Here is a 14,281-nt window from a genome sequence, read left to right as displayed (position 1 = left end):
TATCAGGTCCGTGCAGGCCGGCTAGCGTCCGCCGTTGCGGCGGCGCAGTTTGTGCGCCAGCAACTTCTCAATGGCGGCATCGAGGTCGCGCGGGGTAGGAACTTCAGCGGACGGTGTGTGGCCGGCCGCGACGATCTCGTCGCGGATTTCCAGCAACGCCTTGAGGCACGACACGTCGGCGGTGAGCACGATGCCCTGCGCCAGCGTCTCGGCGTCGGTTTCCATCGCCTCCTCGCTCAGCGCGACGCTGTGCATATATCCGCCGCGGCAAGAGCGGACCAGAATGTGCCCACTCGGGTGAACGGTGTCGAAAGCGGGATTCGCGTCGGTCATCGACCGCGGTCGACGACGTCGCCGAACTTGCGTGCAGCCTCCTGCTCGTGCTGTTCCCACATCGTCGCCGATACGGTCAATTGGTCGGCCAGATCGGCGTGGTCGGAGGCCTGTTGCTCATAACACTGGCGTCGCAGCTCAAGCAGCTCGCGGCCGGCATCGCGAAGCTCACTGAAGATCGGCCCGAGCGAATCGAGGCTCTCCTGGATCGCGGCGTGCGACGACGGAACGGTGCGCAAATACTCCGACGTGTCCTGATGGTGCGCGGCGGCCTGGCGTAAGTGCGCGGGCACCACATGTATCGAATCTGCCATCCGCTGTCTCCTGTTGACGACCGCCGTACGTGCCGGCGAGTTCATTTTTCTCAGGTGGTCGACGAGGTCGCCGGCCGGGTAGGTGTCGGTGGTTCAGGCTTGGTCGGCGTGGTCGCAGCCGCGGCCGCCGCCGGCGGATGCTCCCAGCCTAGAAAGCTCGGTCCGCTCACGGTGGCGATGTGCTGAATTTGGCCATCGAGAAGCGCCTTATCAGGGCCCAGGGCAAGAGCGTGCCGGTCCGTGAACATGCCGATGTCGCCTGGGCCTAGCTGTAGGGCATCGATCGGGTTGGCGACCGCCGTCCCCGGTGGGGGGATGGTCATTCCCTGGTGTTGGAAGGCTTCCGCGATCGGCGTACCGCCCACGGCGGCCTGGATCGCCGCCGCCAACTGTGGGCTGGCGGCGGTCACGGTTTCGCCGTCGGGCAGGGTCACCGGCGTCGGGCCGGCCGAAGGCGCATCGGACGCAACGCTTTGCGGGTCGTCGTCCTGCCCGTCGGGGCTGTCCGGACTGTCGAGCGCGCTCGGGTCTTCCTCTTGGACATCCGGTAGTTCGTCGTCGGCCAAATCCTGCAGCGCCGGGTCGTCTTTCTCGCCGCGCGAAAAGGGAAGGCCGCCTGGCGTTTCCCATCCCGCCGTGGGGGCGGGCATGGCGCCCAGCCCCGGAAGGGGCCCGCCACCGAAGTTGGGCATCGGGGGCGCCATCGGAGTTTCCGTCGCCGGGGCGATCGGGGCACCCGCCACCGGATCATCGTCGGGCCACGGTGCGTCATCGTCGGCCACCAGCGAGTCCAGCAGCGGATCCCATTCGGCGTCGCTCTCATCGGCCACACTGCCCGCGGGCGACTCGGCAACGGCGGCCGCCGGCGCGTGCTCGCCCGGCCGGTCCGGTTCATTCTTGGACGCGTCGTAGAGCGACGTCCAGGCGGCCATCAGCGCCGACTTCGACGTGTCGTCCAGGCTGGCGTTCAGGACCACCGCTCGAATGTCTCTGAGCTTGCCGATGAGAAAGCGTTGGAAATCGCGCGCTCCCGCCGGAGTGTCGAGGTCGGATCTGATCCGGACCGCCGCTTCGGTTTCGTGTTGCAACTTGGTGAGCGCTTCCCTGCCGTCGACCGCGCTCAGGTGCGCGTTCAGGATGGCCGACACCACCTGCATGTCCAATTGCGAGCTCGCCGAGTTCTGCTGTGCCAGAGCGGCTTCCGCGCTGGCGATCGCGTCCGCCGCCGCGCCCGATTCCCGATCCGGGGGTGTCGCGGTTCCTTCGGGCGGTCGCCCCGTGGACGGGCCGCTCGCCGGCGCGGCCCCGAACACGTCCGCGTGCTGTCGGCGGATCTTGCGCGCGATCGCCTCGAGTTGGTCGGTGCGCGTGGTCGGCGTGATGACAGCGGAGACTTCGGTCGGAGCCAACCCCGTCTGCCACGCGTTGGGATCGCCGGTGCGATCCCGGACGGACTTGACGGTGGCCAGGAGATCGTCGTAGGCCGACATCAGTCGCGCAGGCGGCGCCGCAGCGGCCCCCGCTGCAAGAAGTGACGCGACCCCTCCATGCCCGGCGACAGTACTGGCGGGTGTCCCTGCCGACAATTCACTGAGCTGCATCATTGTGGACGAGTTCCGGGTCAACTGCCACCGGCGGTGTAGCGCGCCCGAAGGGTCTCCAAGACAGCCCTTTTGGCCTGAGCGAGTTCGCGCGCCCCAGTCACAATTGCGGCGATCTCGCGTTGCTTGTCCAGCAGGAACCTGTGGAACTCGCGCGCCCCCATGGGTGTATCCACGGCGAGGTTCGCTTGCTGCACGACGGCATGGTCGATCTGTTCGGCGATGGCGTCCAGTCGCCGGACGCTCTCACGCGCCGCGGTGTGAGCGGTGTTCAGCACGTCCGTCAGCACGAGGTCGGCTTCGGACGCGGCGCCGTGCTGGCTCGCCAGCGTCGATCGCCGTGCCTCGACGGCCTCTAACGAGTGCCCGGGTTGTTCCGGCATCGGCTCACCCTTCTCGTCGTGCCCGCATCGCCGGGCGAGGTTGGCGGGTCATATCGGTCGGCGTATCGCAACGCTGTTGCCCAGTCGGCTTATTCGCACCGACGCGCCCGAGTATGGCGCCTCGACCACTAGGTTGTTGCCGATGGCGAGCTGGACGTGACCGGCGTGCGGAAAGACCAGATCACCCGGCCGCACCTGCGAACGGGGTACCGGGATGCCGTCGTTGATCTGCTGATAGGTGGTGCGGTCCAAGTGAATACCGGCCCGCGCGTAGCTCCACTGAACGAGCCCGGAACAGTCGAACTCGTCGGGGCCGGTCGCGCCCCAGACGTAGGGGCGGCCCAGCCGGGACAGTGCGGCCCGCACCGCGAGCGCGGCACGGTCGTTCGACGCCAAGCCGAGGCCACGGCCATGCCGCAGCCGATACCGCAATGCCTGCAGTGCCGCGTGGTGCCGTCGCGCACGCAACCTGGCCGAGACGACGTGGGCCCGTTGTGTACGCAGTCGGGCTGCGCGGCGCCGCATCGCCTCTCGCTGCGCCAACGGGGTCGACGGGAGCGTCGAGGCCTCGGCGCGGGCCGCGTCGAGGACATTGTGGGTCAGGTCGCGGGCCTGCGCCCGGTCTCGGTGGGCGTCGGCAAGCACGTCGGTGACGGCGGCGTCGGTCCCGGCGGCCGACGCGAGGCGTTGCCGACTGTGGTCCACCGCGAGTTGGTAACCGCCGCGGGCCAACCCGTCGTTCAGGCGGGCCGCCCGGCGCAGCAGGCCGCGGTAGTGCCCGGTGTCCGCATCCAGCGACGACGGCCTCGTGCTGCCGGCGAAGAGTTGATGGGCGCGGCTCAGCGCCTGGACTTCGCTGTTCACTGCGCCCCCTCGACGCTGTCGTGGCTTGCCTCGTCTTGGCTCGTCGCCTCGACCGCCTCGGTGAAGGCGCGCACGCGGGGGAGGGCGCCCGGCGAAATGACCCCGCGATTGCGGATGTCCCAGATCTCGTCAACGCCGACACCGACCAGCGCAGCGATGATCGTCTCCGGCAACGAGGACTGCGCGCAGGCCCGGTCGAAACGCGCGCTAAGGCTCGCGGGCATCCGCTTCAGCAGCGCGGTGCGCGTCGCCTCGAGGGCCTGGAGATGCTCCATCAGCCGGTCGGTCGAATCGGCGCCGGCACTCACCGCCACCCGCCAGGAGCTGGCAGCGAGCATCTCCGCCTTCACGCACTGAGCGATCACAGACAGAATATACGTCTCATATTCGTTTGATGTTGTCGCAGGAAGCCGATCGATGACGGAGTTGAGGGCGTCCAGCTGGGCTTCGGCGTAACCTTCCAGCACTTCGGTGTCGCTGTGACGGTCGACCACCACCGGTCCCGTGCGCCGCGCCGGCATCGCGGCCGGCGGCTGCGCGGCCATCAGGCGCGCCAATTCAGCGTCCGGATCGGCGGCCACCAAGAGCCGGGAGTAGGTGCCCGGCGGCAGGCCAAGCCCGTTTTCAATCTTCTGAACTGTGCTTTTGTGCGGTTTACGGGCGCCGCGTTCCAAAAAGCTGAGCCCCATGATGCTGACCCCGGTCGCGGCGGCGAGGTCGGCTAGTGACCAATCCCGCGATTCTCGCAACGCGCGGATAGCCGCACCGGCCGATTCACGGCTCACCACACGCTCCGGCCATAGGCCGGATAGTACACAGCCACCGCCTCGGATATGCGTATATACGTTTCTGTCTACGTTTCTCTTGCGTTGGGGCGTCTCGCCGATATACGCTTTTACCTACGTTTTACGCTCGACAAGGAGACCGACATGGGACACCCGTGCGCAGCCAACCCGGAGCTTTGGTTTGGCTACCCCGACGATGACGGTGGTGACGGCGCGGCGAAGGCGCGCGCATACGAACGGTCGGCCACCGAGGCGCGCCTGCAATGCCTGCGCCGCTGCCCACTGGCACAGCAGCGCCGCTGCGCCCAACACGCGATCGCACACCGCGAGGAGTACGGCGTGTGGGCCGGCGTGAAGCTGCCGGGTGGCCAGTACCGCAAACGTGACCAGCTCGCGCACGCCCACGACGTCCTGCGCCGTATCGCGTCCGGCGAAATCAACGCCAGGCAGCTTCCCGAGAACGCGGCGCTGCTGGCGCGCCACGAACACGAGTCGGTCGCGGTGCCCGCGGTCGTGTTGCATCTGCCGCTGGCCCAAGTCGGGCCTCGTACGGCCGCCTGACGTTTTGCCGAAATCCCAGCTCGGCAGTTTGCTGAGCCAGTCAACGGGGTAGTCGGGGTCGGCAAGACCAGTCTGTCGACCTAAAGGCGCACCCATGACGTTCGACCTGACCCCGACGGCCGCACAACACGATCTGGCCCGACGCACGCATGAGTTCGCCGAATCCGTAATCCGCCCCGTAGCCCTCGACTATGACCAGCGACAGGAATTCCCCTGGCCGGTGCTCGAGGAGGCGGCCCAGCAGGGTTTCTACAGCCCGCTGTTCTATCGCGACCTGATCGGCGATCCGACCGGCATCTCCCTGCCCATGTTCATGGAGGAACTGTTCTGGGGGTGCGCCGGGATCGGACTGGCCATCGTCATGCCGGCCCTGGCCCTCTCGGCGATCGGCCAGGCCGCGTCCCCCGAGCAGATGCTGGAGTGGGCGCCCGAATGTTTCGGCACCCCAGGCGATCTCAAGCTCGCCGCCCTGGCGATCTCCGAGCCCGAAGGCGGCAGCGATGTGCGCAACCTGCGCACCCGTGCCCGCCGCGACGGTGATGACTGGATCATCGACGGCCACAAGATGTGGATCGGCAACGGCGGCATCGCCAATGTGCACGTGGTCAACGCGGTGGTCGACGAGGAACTCGGCCACCGGGGCCAGGCGCTGTTTGTGGTGCCCGGCGGCACGCCCGGACTGAAGCTGCTGCGAAAGCTCGACAAGCTGGGCTGCCGAGCCTCCCATACCGCCGAGTTGCTCTTCGAAGGTGTGCGCGTGCCGCGCGCCAATCTGCTCGGCGGGGAGGAAAAGCTCGAACACAAACTCGCCAAGGCGCGAGAAGCCGTGGCGGGCGGAAAGCGTCCTGGCTCAGCGACGTTGGGAACTTTCGAGCAGACGCGACCCATGGTCGCCGCCCAAGCCATCGGGATCGCCCGCGCGGCGTTGGAGTACGCGACCGCGTATGCCACCGAGCGTGAGGCGTTCGGCGGGCCCATCATCGACAATCAGGGCATCGCGTTCCCGCTCGCGGAATTGGCGACGCAGATCGACGCGGCGCGGCTGCTCACCTGGCGTGCGTCCTGGATGGCGGCCAACAACGTTCCGTTCGAACGGGGCGAGGGCTCGATGTCGAAGATGGCCGCCAGCGAGGTCGCGGTCAAGGCCACCGAGCGCGCCATCCAAACCATGGGCGGCTGGGGCTACATCACCGATCACCCGGTTGAGAAATGGTATCGGGATGCCAAGCTGTACACCATTTTTGAAGGAACCAGCGAGATCCAGCGGATGGTCATCTCCAACGCCCTGGGCGCGGCCGTCGGTACCCCGCCGCTGCATGTGGTCCTCGAGCCGTCCGGGGGGCCGCTAAACCGGGTCTTCGGGCGGGGCACCCCGTTGCGCTCCCGCGCCGCCGACACCGCCCTGTCGATGCAGGACCGGGTACCCGAACCCGTCATGCGGCTGGCCATGAAGGTGCTGCGGCCGCCGGGCAAGTGAGCTGCCCAGGTACGGTCACGGATGGCGGCACCGTTCGCGGGCCCGCGACGGAGGATGGACGATGAGCAACCTTGAAGCCGCGCCGGCCGAAGTCGCCTGCGCCGCTTCGCAACACCGGGGCGTGTCGCCCACGGTGGAAGTGCTGCATCCGCGCGAGGTTCCCTTGGGCGGCCCGAGGGCGATCCGCGTGCAACGCACGCTGCCGCAACGAGAGCGCTCGCTGATCGGCGCGTGGTGTTTCATCGACCACTACGGCCCGGTCGCGGCGCGAATGGATGTGCCACCGCACCCGCATACGGGACTACAAACCGTCAGTTGGTTGTTCAGTGGGGAAGTGGAGCACCGCGACAGCGCCGGCGTTCGTGCGGTCGTTCGGCCCGGCGAGCTGAATTTAATGACCGCCGGCGCCGGCATCTGCCATTCGGAAGTGTCGGTTGAGGCTGGGCCCGTCTTGCACGGCGTCCAGCTGTGGGTGGCGCTTCCCGCTTCCGCCCGCGACACCGCGCGGGACTTTGCCCACTACGCGCCCGCCCCGGTCTCGCTGCCGGGCGCAGAGGCGCGGGTGTTCCTCGGCGAGCTGACCGGGAGTCGTTCGCCCACACCAACATTCACCCCGCTGCTGGGCGCCCAACTCGACCTCGACGCCGACGCGGGATTGGACATCGACGTCGACCCGACCTTCGAACATGGGGTGCTCTGCGATTCGGGTGCCGTCCACGTGGATGGGACGGCCCTGGCGATCGCCGAGCTGGCCTACCTGAGCCCGGGCCACGCACAGTTGCATGTGCGCAACGCGGGGGAGCGGCCGGCGCGCGTGATGTTGCTCGGTGGTACACCCTTCACCGAAGAGTTGGTGATGTGGTGGAACTTCGTCGGGCGAAGCCACGAGGACATCGTCAACTATCGCCAGCTGTGGGAGGACGGCGACGACCGGTTCGGCGTTGTCCAGGGATACCGTGGTGCGCTCACCCGACTGCCCGCCCCGCCGCTGCCGACCACTCGGCTGCGGCCTCGACCGATACCCCAACGAAAGGAAAGCGAAAATGGCAACCGATAAGACCGGCGCGGAAACCACAGTCAGCCTTCAGGACGGCAAGTACACGATTGCCGTCGAGGGCAAGACAGTGGGACTCGCCGATTTCGCCGATCGCGGCGAGCAACGCGTCTTCTACCACACCGAAATCGATCCGGCTTACGGCGGACGGGGTCTCGCGACGATCCTGGTCGAGGAGGCGCTCAACGAAGCGCGCGACGAGGGCAAGCGGATTGTTCCGGTGTGCTCGATGATCGGCACCGTACTCAAGAAGCATCCCGAGTTCGACGACATCACGGACCCGGTCACCCCGGAGATTACGCAGTGGGTGCGGTCTTAGGGGATCGCATACAGCCAGCATTTGTAGGGCTGTCGCACTAGCAAAGTGATTGTTCAGTATCACGTCTGGTGAATTGCCGCAGGCGATGCCCGCTGCCTTCGCGCTCCACCGGGCAAGAAATAGCCCGCTTGCTAAAGTCCGGCATTTTTAGCAATATCCAATAACTCGTCGACTGACTTTGCCATTATATGACTGAAGATAGTGGCGTCTCCCGCGATTAGGATCGCGCAATCACCGTTTAGGCAGACTTGGATCCTGCCTTCACCCAATTCCGAAACTTCAATACCGGGGGCGTACCCGAGCCGGTAGAGATCCGCGCCCAGTGGCCCAGACGCCAGCCCTGAACGAGCTAGGGTCGCCCAATCCCAAACAAGGTACTTCTCTACAAGGTCGACTGTTGAGAATGTGGCCACATCACTACGCTTCTGGCCTCGATCGTCGATTATATCGATCGCCCAGCGGTCTTTATCATGCCGCAGGTGAACGGAATAGTCCGTTGCCTTAAATGCGATTTCGCAATCGTCGCGCGTCAGCGATATTTCCACGCCCGCTAGGCCAGCTTTAGGGGCCCATGCGGACCAAATGCTCGACAAGCGCGAGAAATCTGTCATGTCACCTTATCCGTCGTACTACCCCAAAACGTTCCAGCTGCTCCACCGTACCATTTTTGCCGTCTGGCCTAATGATTCGATATTGCTGGCCTCCTCCTGGCTGATGGAACCACGGGGCTGCTTCCGATCCCTCTATATGCCAGCCGGGTGGTAGCGCAGCGGGGTCCTGCACAACATATTGGTAAAAAGGCTTGGCAGCACTTTCTGGAGGAAGCGAGAGTTGCGCAAACGGCGTTCCCTCAGGAGCTATGTAAGCGCCTCCCGGGTGACCGAAACGGCTGAGAACTGTGCCCGGAGTCAGGTGGGCGTCCGGAACAATGGTTCCCGGAATCGCATACGGCTTGGTTGGCAACGTGTCGTCTGGATAGAAAAGGCTGCCATCGGACTTGATGAATTCCGGCCCCGGCTCAACCGGGTGGTAACCATCGAACAATGGGTGATCCGAACCCAGGGGAGGTGGCGGCGGGGCATCTGGTGGTAGCGGTACATGACCGTCGGGCAGCACAGGTACGCGGGGGCCGGCAGGCGCGTGCTCGACGGGTATGTCGCCATGCGCGGCGGGCGGCGCGTGTTCGACCGGGGGCGGCTCGAGAGCGTGAGTGCCCGGGACCGGCTCCCCGGGTAGCGGGGCATGAGAAGCCAGGTTCCGTTCTGCGACCTGAAAGTGTTCCTCGGCTCCGGCGAGTGCGCGGGGGAACACGTTGTCGGCCGTCAGACCCTCCAACATCTCGCGGCTGAAAAGCATCTTTACGCCCTGAATGGCCACTTCGCCGCCCGCCTTGAGCGCCGGGGCCCCGACCGCCAGGGTGACGGCAGTAAAGAGTGGTTCGGCAGTCGCTTCCACTTGCCCGGGATCCGGCGTGCGCATGCCGGTCAACTTGCCGCCGTTGAAGGTGTAGTACGTGCCCCTGGCTTGGTCGAAGAATTCGCCCGTGCCGTTCTTGAGCTGGCCGTAAGCCTGCACGGGCTGGCCGTTGACGTTGTAGGTGAACGTGAAATGCCCGTCGGGGCCGACATTTATCGACGCTGGATCAATGCTGTTGTAGTCGGGGATCTTGCCCAGGTCGTCGAGAGCGCGGGCGAGGTCGGCCTTGAGCTTGGGTAGTTTGGCACTGGCCGCCTCGCCTTCCGGCGAACCCGGACCATGGGTATAGAGGTCGGCCGCCGCTTTGCTGAGCGCCTCCTGCGCGGCCCGCACCTTGGCCATCTGGTCCACGACGGCCTGGTTGGTGGCTTGGCGAATGTCAGCCAACGCGGCGAGTTGGGCGGGAGACGGTGGGACCACGCCGTCGGCATCGACACCGTGGAGCGGGGCGTCGTACCCTTCGGCGTGAAGGTTGTTCAGTGATTTCTGAAGGCCGTCGGAGTACCCGTTGCGAATTGACAGCAGCGCGGCGACCGCGGACTTGGTGTCGCGCAGGGCGTCGTCCTCCAACGTGTTGATCAGGGCGTGCAGCGCGTCCTTTTCCCCCGCACTGAGGCTCTTGTCGTTGTTCAATATGGCGACGGTCTGACTAACCAAGTCCGAAATGCTCTTCAGCTGGGAATCCAGGGTGGCAATCCGCGCGGCTCCGGCCTTCTGCGCATCGGCCAGTGCCGCTGCGATGCCTTCCAGGTCCGCGGCGATCTTGGGCAGCTGCAACGACTGCGCCCCTAGGGCTTTCGTGACCCGCTGAACCTCGTCAGAATCGTTGATGGGATGACCACCGCCGTCATGTTGGTTCCAAGCGGCCTCGAAGCGGGCGCGCGCTTGCTGGAAAGCATTCTCTGCCTCGGCCGTGCATCGGCCCGCGCCGTGGAAAGCATCGGCCAGATCGGAGATCTGCAACGGGCTTCCCGCCTGCAGGCTGGCATTGATCGCCCAGGGGTCGCCGCCGGCCTCTGCGATCAGCGCCTGCTCATCTATATACGGAAGTCCCACAGCACCGCTCGTGGCCGCGCAGCCCTAAATGTCCGTCCTCGCCACGGTATTGCGCGCATTCCCAACCCTCCCTGAGCTAGCTCATAAGGCTACTGGCGCAATCGCCTTGGTCAATTCACTCCCGAATCGAATCGGCTTGCTAGCCGCTGACCGCTGGAAGCTGCGAGCTAGACATGAAACGATGGGCTGGATCTCGTCGGGAGGGAGTTGTTCAGTGCGGACCGGTGCTACGCGCCTCGCAGTAATAAGGACGGCCGAGGCAGGTGCACGTCCGTGACTGCAACCGCACCCGGGGCCATACTCGCCCGCGAGCTCACCGACATCGCCGAACGCGTCCGGCAAGTTCCAGCACCGCCCATCCCTGAATTGGGCCCCCCAAACAACATTCGCGTCGCCGATCCCGACGGCACGGATGCCGAGATGGTCGCCGAGTGGATGAACCGGCCGCACTTGGTCTCCACGTGGGAGTACGACTGGCCGGTGCCGCGTTGGCGTAATCACCTGCGGGCGCAGGTCGATGGCGCCTACTCGCGACCGCTCATCCTCAGCATCAAAGGCGTCGACCGTGCCTACATGGAGATCTACCGTGCCGCCAAGGATTCCATCGCCCAGTGCTACGACAGTCAGCCACACGATCTCGGTCTGCATGGGGCGATCGCAGACGAGGAGCTCGTGAACCGCGGGCTGGGTCCCCTGATACTCCGCAAGGTCATCGCCGCCGCGCTGGCCGCTGATCCGGCGTGCCAACGGATTATGTTCGATCCAGATCACCGCAATACGACGGTGCGAGGGCTGTGCGAGTTCCTCCGCTGTGAATTCCTCGGTGAACACGACATGCCGAACCGGAGGATGGCGCTCTACGCCCTGAATCGGGCCGCCCCGTAGACGCTTCGTCATCGTCAGGTCTGTAGTTGGCTGCGGACCTCCAGCCGCTTGAGCTTGCCCGACGACGTGCGCGGCAATGATCCCGGTGGCATCAAGACGACATCGGCCGGAGTCACCCCGCACACCGAGATGACCCGCTTGATGACCGCGCTGCGGGTCACGTCGTGATCCGACCCCACGAATTCGGCGGCGATGAGTAATCGCGATTGAGCGGCACCGGATTTCGAACCGACCGCCACCACGCCTCCGTGCCGCACACCATCCACTTGCGCAGCCACCTGCTCGATTTCGGTGGGAAAGATGTTGCGGCCCGCAATCGTGATGACCTCTTTGGACCGACCGCAGATGACCAGCGCGCCGTCGACGAGGTAACCGATGTCTCCCGTGCGGAACCACTCCGCACCGCGATCGCACTCGATGGCCGCGTCGCCGAAGTACTTCGTCATCATCGAGGACCCGCGGATCTCGACTTCCCCCACAGCATCATCCGCTGAATGCTCGGTCGGGCTGATCCGCAGTTCTATACCCGGGATGGGGCGGCCCAACAGCGCATATCGTTGCCGAGTCCCCGATTCCGTCCGCTCATCGATGCGCAACCCCTCCCCGCAGTCGGGCATCGTCACGGCGCACGTCGACTCGGCCATTCCGTACGCAGGAGTCGCTGAACACGCCTGCAATCCAAACGGAGCCATCGCGGCGGCGAATCGTTGAAACCCCTCGCAATCAACGGGTTCGCCGCCATTGATGGCAATCCGCAGCGCCCCCAGGTCGACGTCCGAAACCCGGCCGGAATAGCGGCCGAGCATGGCGTACCCGAAATTGGGTCCGGCGGTGAAGGTTGCCGCGCTGGCCGAAAGCCAATCCGCCCAGCGCAGCGGCGCCGCAGAGAACGCTCCCGTCGGCGCCTGCCACAGCGGCATCCCACTCAGAACGGCGGTCAACAGGAAGGCCAAGCCCATGTCGTGATAGATCGGCAGCCACGAACACGCCCGATCGGCGGCGCCGTCGAGTTGTAACCGCTCAATGAGGCCGCGCATGTTGTTCAGCACAGCGTCCGGCGACAAGACCGCGGTGCGTGGATCACCGGTCGATCCGGCAGTGCCCTGCAGGATCGCGGCGTGTGAATCGGATTGGGTCTGAAGGCCATTCGAGGCAGGGGTCCGCGCGGCCTCCTCGAGGCTGCAGACCGACAGCGTCGACGCCGCATCACCCAGCGTGCGCAGCGTTTCTCCGTGGCTGAGGACCATGCTGACGCCGATCCCACCGAACCGGTCCAGGGTGCTACGCGCCCACTCAGCCGGGTCCGCGCCGCGCCTGGGGCGGGGCAGAATCGAGACGGCGACGCCCGCGAGCCACGCGCCCTGTATGGCGGCGACCAACTCGACGGTCGGTTCACCGACAAGCCCCACGGCGCCGAGGCGATCCTGCCGGAGCAAATGCGTTGCGATGCTTTCGGCCATCCCGTGGACCTCGGGCCAGGGGCGGGCGGTCCATCTGTCGGTTCCTTTGTCCAGGACGACCAACTCATGCGGCGATCGCGTCATCGCATCGCGCATGGCGGCCGCGAGAACGTTCATACGCCGGCCCCGATCGCAGCCTGCAAGTCACCCACCGTCGTGCAGGTCAATAGGTCTTCCTCGCTCAATTGCGTGCCGAACCGTTCTTCGATGGCAACCAGGCCGGCGGCAAAGGCAACAGAGTCCATGCCCAGGTCATCGATCAGACGCGTTGTGGCAGTGACGGATTCGAACTTGAGGTCCAGGTCATCACGAAGGATGCTGACCAACTGATCGTCGACGGTGCTGGGCACGGGTGGAGTGGAGGAGGTCATGACGCGCGACCATACCCGGTTGATTTAGGTAAGGCTACCCTCATCGGTATTGTGTGGGTTGTCTCACCGCCAAGTGCTGACGCACGGGCTGCCCGCTGCCGCCGGCTGGCTTCGGCTTGCCGACAGCCGGATCAGGCGATGACGAGTCCCTCAGAGCCACAACAACTTTGAATGCCCCAGTATCGACGGCGCATGGCGCCCGCCTTCACGGTTGTCTCCGCTGAAATGATGGTGTCGTGACCGAACCTTGCGCGGGGTGCAATTTCATCTATGACCTGCGCCGAGCCGCGGCCGCCGGCGAGGACCTCCAGGCGCTGACGGCAGAAGCCGTTGTACTTCTGTCTAACAACGACATTGATGTGCGATCCCGGTCGCACCCCGACGTGTGGTCGCCGCTGGAGTACGCGTGCCACCTGCGAGATGTGCTGCTGGTGCAGCGCGAGCGGGTGCTCGCGGCCCGCCGGACGAGCGGCTCCGACTGTGCGTCCATGGGGCGCGAGGAGCGAGCCGAGCACGACGGGTACAACGAACAGGACCCGGCCGACGTCGCTCGTCAACTTGCCGACGCGGCAGCACTATTCAGTAACGTCCTGGCCCGGCTCTCCGGCGATGACTGGGACCGGACGGTGATCTACCACTACCCCGAAACCCACGAACGGTCGCTGCGCTGGGTCGCGGTACACACCGTGCACGAGCTGCAGCACCACCTTCTCGATATTCGCCGCCAACTGTGACCGAAGCGCACAAGACCGCGCCGGCCTGGCCGAATTCAGCTGCGCTACAGTGCCGCCCATGAATGTCGATGCGGACGCCTTCGCCACACGTTGGGCACAACGCTGGAACGCCCACGACGTCGACGCCGTCCTCGACGACTTCCATGACGACGTCGTCTTCACCTCGCCCGTGGCCGCCAAGCTCCTGCCAGAAACACAGGGGGTGGTCCGCGGCAAGGCGGCGCTACGGCAGTACTGGGTCGCGGCCCTCGAGCGCATTCCGGATCTGCGGTTCACCGTCGAAGGCGTCTACCAAGGCATCAACACAATCGTCATCACCTACCGCAATCAGAACGACGACGTCGTCAACGAGGTCTTAGTCTTCGACGGCGACGCGATCATCGAGGGCCACGGGACCTATCGCAGCGCCGGCTCCTAACGCGCAGCCGGTCGCCCCAAACACGAAAGTCACGACCTCTTGCGAGGTCGTGACTTTTCGTAGCACCGCTCAATGTGGGCGAAGGGGGACTTGAACCCCCACGTCCCGAAGGACACTGGCACCTGAAGCCAGCGCGTCTGCCATTCCGCCACTCGCCCGGAAAAACAACCGATGGACCATACCACTGTAA

17 protein-coding genes and 1 tRNA gene are annotated in these 14,281 nt (G+C 65.6%); 7 read left to right on the top strand and 11 right to left on the bottom strand.

All coding sequences use genetic code 11. From position 1 onward, the window contains the following. Positions 1-21: 21 nt before the first annotated feature. The 6 genes from G6N26_RS18050 to G6N26_RS18025 all read right to left on the bottom strand — a co-directional run bounded on the left by G6N26_RS18050 (position 22) and on the right by G6N26_RS18025 (position 4,280). On the bottom strand, positions 22-333 hold the full coding sequence (locus G6N26_RS18050; RefSeq protein ID WP_008262605.1) for a DUF2694 family protein: 312 nt from the start codon (positions 331-333) through the stop codon (positions 22-24). After that, on the bottom strand, positions 330-647 hold the full coding sequence (locus G6N26_RS18045) for an ESX-1 secretion-associated protein (RefSeq protein WP_067170655.1): 318 nt from the start codon (positions 645-647) through the stop codon (positions 330-332). The genes G6N26_RS18050 and G6N26_RS18045 overlap by 4 nt, the downstream gene beginning before the upstream one ends. Before the next feature lie 50 nt (positions 648-697). Continuing rightward, a complete protein-coding gene (locus G6N26_RS18040; RefSeq protein WP_083015715.1) occupies positions 698-2,137 on the bottom strand; it encodes a DUF4226 domain-containing protein in 1,440 nt (479 codons plus the stop codon). A gap of 131 nt (positions 2,138-2,268) precedes the next feature. After that, on the bottom strand, positions 2,269-2,631 hold the full coding sequence (locus G6N26_RS18035; protein WP_067170649.1) for a DUF4226 domain-containing protein: 363 nt from the start codon (positions 2,629-2,631) through the stop codon (positions 2,269-2,271). A 48-nt stretch (positions 2,632-2,679) separates the two neighbouring features. Then, on the bottom strand, positions 2,680-3,495 hold the full coding sequence (locus tag G6N26_RS18030) for a C40 family peptidase (RefSeq protein WP_067170646.1): 816 nt from the start codon (positions 3,493-3,495) through the stop codon (positions 2,680-2,682). Then, positions 3,492-4,280 (bottom strand): helix-turn-helix domain-containing protein, encoded by a 789-nt coding sequence (locus G6N26_RS18025; protein ID WP_083015966.1) that lies wholly within the window; start codon positions 4,278-4,280, stop codon positions 3,492-3,494. The genes G6N26_RS18030 and G6N26_RS18025 overlap by 4 nt, the downstream gene beginning before the upstream one ends. Before the next feature lie 144 nt (positions 4,281-4,424). Here G6N26_RS18025 and G6N26_RS18020 point away from each other — a divergent pair, with 144 nt between their 5' ends. From G6N26_RS18020 to G6N26_RS18005, 4 genes are all read left to right on the top strand, one after another. Further along, positions 4,425-4,841 (top strand): WhiB family transcriptional regulator, encoded by a 417-nt coding sequence (locus G6N26_RS18020; RefSeq protein WP_067170642.1) that lies wholly within the window; start codon positions 4,425-4,427, stop codon positions 4,839-4,841. A gap of 94 nt (positions 4,842-4,935) precedes the next feature. Beyond that, positions 4,936-6,318: an acyl-CoA dehydrogenase family protein gene (locus G6N26_RS18015; RefSeq protein WP_067170639.1), complete on the top strand. Its 1,383-nt coding sequence runs from the start codon at positions 4,936-4,938 to the stop codon at positions 6,316-6,318. Positions 6,319-6,379: 61 nt separating this feature from the next. Then, positions 6,380-7,375, top strand: a complete 996-nt coding sequence (locus tag G6N26_RS18010; protein WP_083015718.1) for a pirin family protein — start codon at positions 6,380-6,382, stop codon at positions 7,373-7,375. After that, positions 7,362-7,691 carry a GNAT family N-acetyltransferase gene (locus tag G6N26_RS18005; RefSeq protein WP_067170632.1) on the top strand — a complete coding sequence of 110 codons (330 nt, stop codon included), beginning with the start codon at positions 7,362-7,364 and terminating at the stop codon, positions 7,689-7,691. The genes G6N26_RS18010 and G6N26_RS18005 overlap by 14 nt, the downstream gene beginning before the upstream one ends. A 131-nt stretch (positions 7,692-7,822) precedes the next feature. Here the strand turns inward: G6N26_RS18005 and G6N26_RS18000 are convergent, their stop codons facing one another. After that, the gene (locus G6N26_RS18000) at positions 7,823-8,302 is read right to left on the bottom strand and encodes a hypothetical protein (protein WP_232067485.1); all 480 of its coding nucleotides are present in this window, start codon (positions 8,300-8,302) and stop codon (positions 7,823-7,825) included. A 1-nt stretch (position 8,303) separates the two neighbouring features. After that, a complete protein-coding gene (locus G6N26_RS17995) occupies positions 8,304-10,223 on the bottom strand; it encodes a TNT domain-containing protein (protein ID WP_083015722.1) in 1,920 nt (639 codons plus the stop codon). Positions 10,224-10,520: 297 nt separating this feature from the next. Here G6N26_RS17995 and G6N26_RS17990 point away from each other — a divergent pair, with 297 nt between their 5' ends. Further along, positions 10,521-11,108 (top strand): GNAT family N-acetyltransferase, encoded by a 588-nt coding sequence (locus G6N26_RS17990; protein WP_083015972.1) that lies wholly within the window; start codon positions 10,521-10,523, stop codon positions 11,106-11,108. 14 nt (positions 11,109-11,122) lie between these two features. On the opposite strand, the gene mbtM is transcribed toward G6N26_RS17990, so the two are convergent. Both mbtM and G6N26_RS17980 read right to left on the bottom strand, forming a co-directional pair. Beyond that, positions 11,123-12,685, bottom strand: a complete 1,563-nt coding sequence (mbtM, locus tag G6N26_RS17985; RefSeq protein WP_083015725.1) for a long-chain-fatty acid--ACP ligase MbtM — start codon at positions 12,683-12,685, stop codon at positions 11,123-11,125. Continuing rightward, positions 12,682-12,939 (bottom strand): acyl carrier protein, encoded by a 258-nt coding sequence (locus G6N26_RS17980; protein ID WP_067170622.1) that lies wholly within the window; start codon positions 12,937-12,939, stop codon positions 12,682-12,684. The genes mbtM and G6N26_RS17980 overlap by 4 nt, the downstream gene beginning before the upstream one ends. 266 nt (positions 12,940-13,205) lie before the next feature. Here G6N26_RS17980 and G6N26_RS17975 point away from each other — a divergent pair, with 266 nt between their 5' ends. Together G6N26_RS17975 and G6N26_RS17970 are read left to right on the top strand one after the other, a co-directional pair. Then, complete coding sequence (locus G6N26_RS17975; protein WP_232067609.1) at positions 13,206-13,673, top strand: DinB family protein; 468 nt, start codon at positions 13,206-13,208, stop codon at positions 13,671-13,673. A gap of 58 nt (positions 13,674-13,731) precedes the next feature. Continuing rightward, positions 13,732-14,091, top strand: a complete 360-nt coding sequence (locus G6N26_RS17970; protein WP_083015730.1) for a nuclear transport factor 2 family protein — start codon at positions 13,732-13,734, stop codon at positions 14,089-14,091. A gap of 75 nt (positions 14,092-14,166) precedes the next feature. Here the strand turns inward: G6N26_RS17970 and G6N26_RS17965 are convergent. Beyond that, positions 14,167-14,249: transfer RNA gene (locus tag G6N26_RS17965), tRNA-Leu, on the bottom strand. Positions 14,250-14,281: the final 32 nt, after the last annotated feature.

Origin of the sequence: Mycobacterium marseillense (assembly GCF_010731675.1) — a bacterium.
Lineage (GTDB): Bacteria > Actinomycetota > Actinomycetes > Mycobacteriales > Mycobacteriaceae > Mycobacterium > Mycobacterium marseillense.
This window is presented reverse-complemented; position numbering and strand designations above follow the sequence as displayed.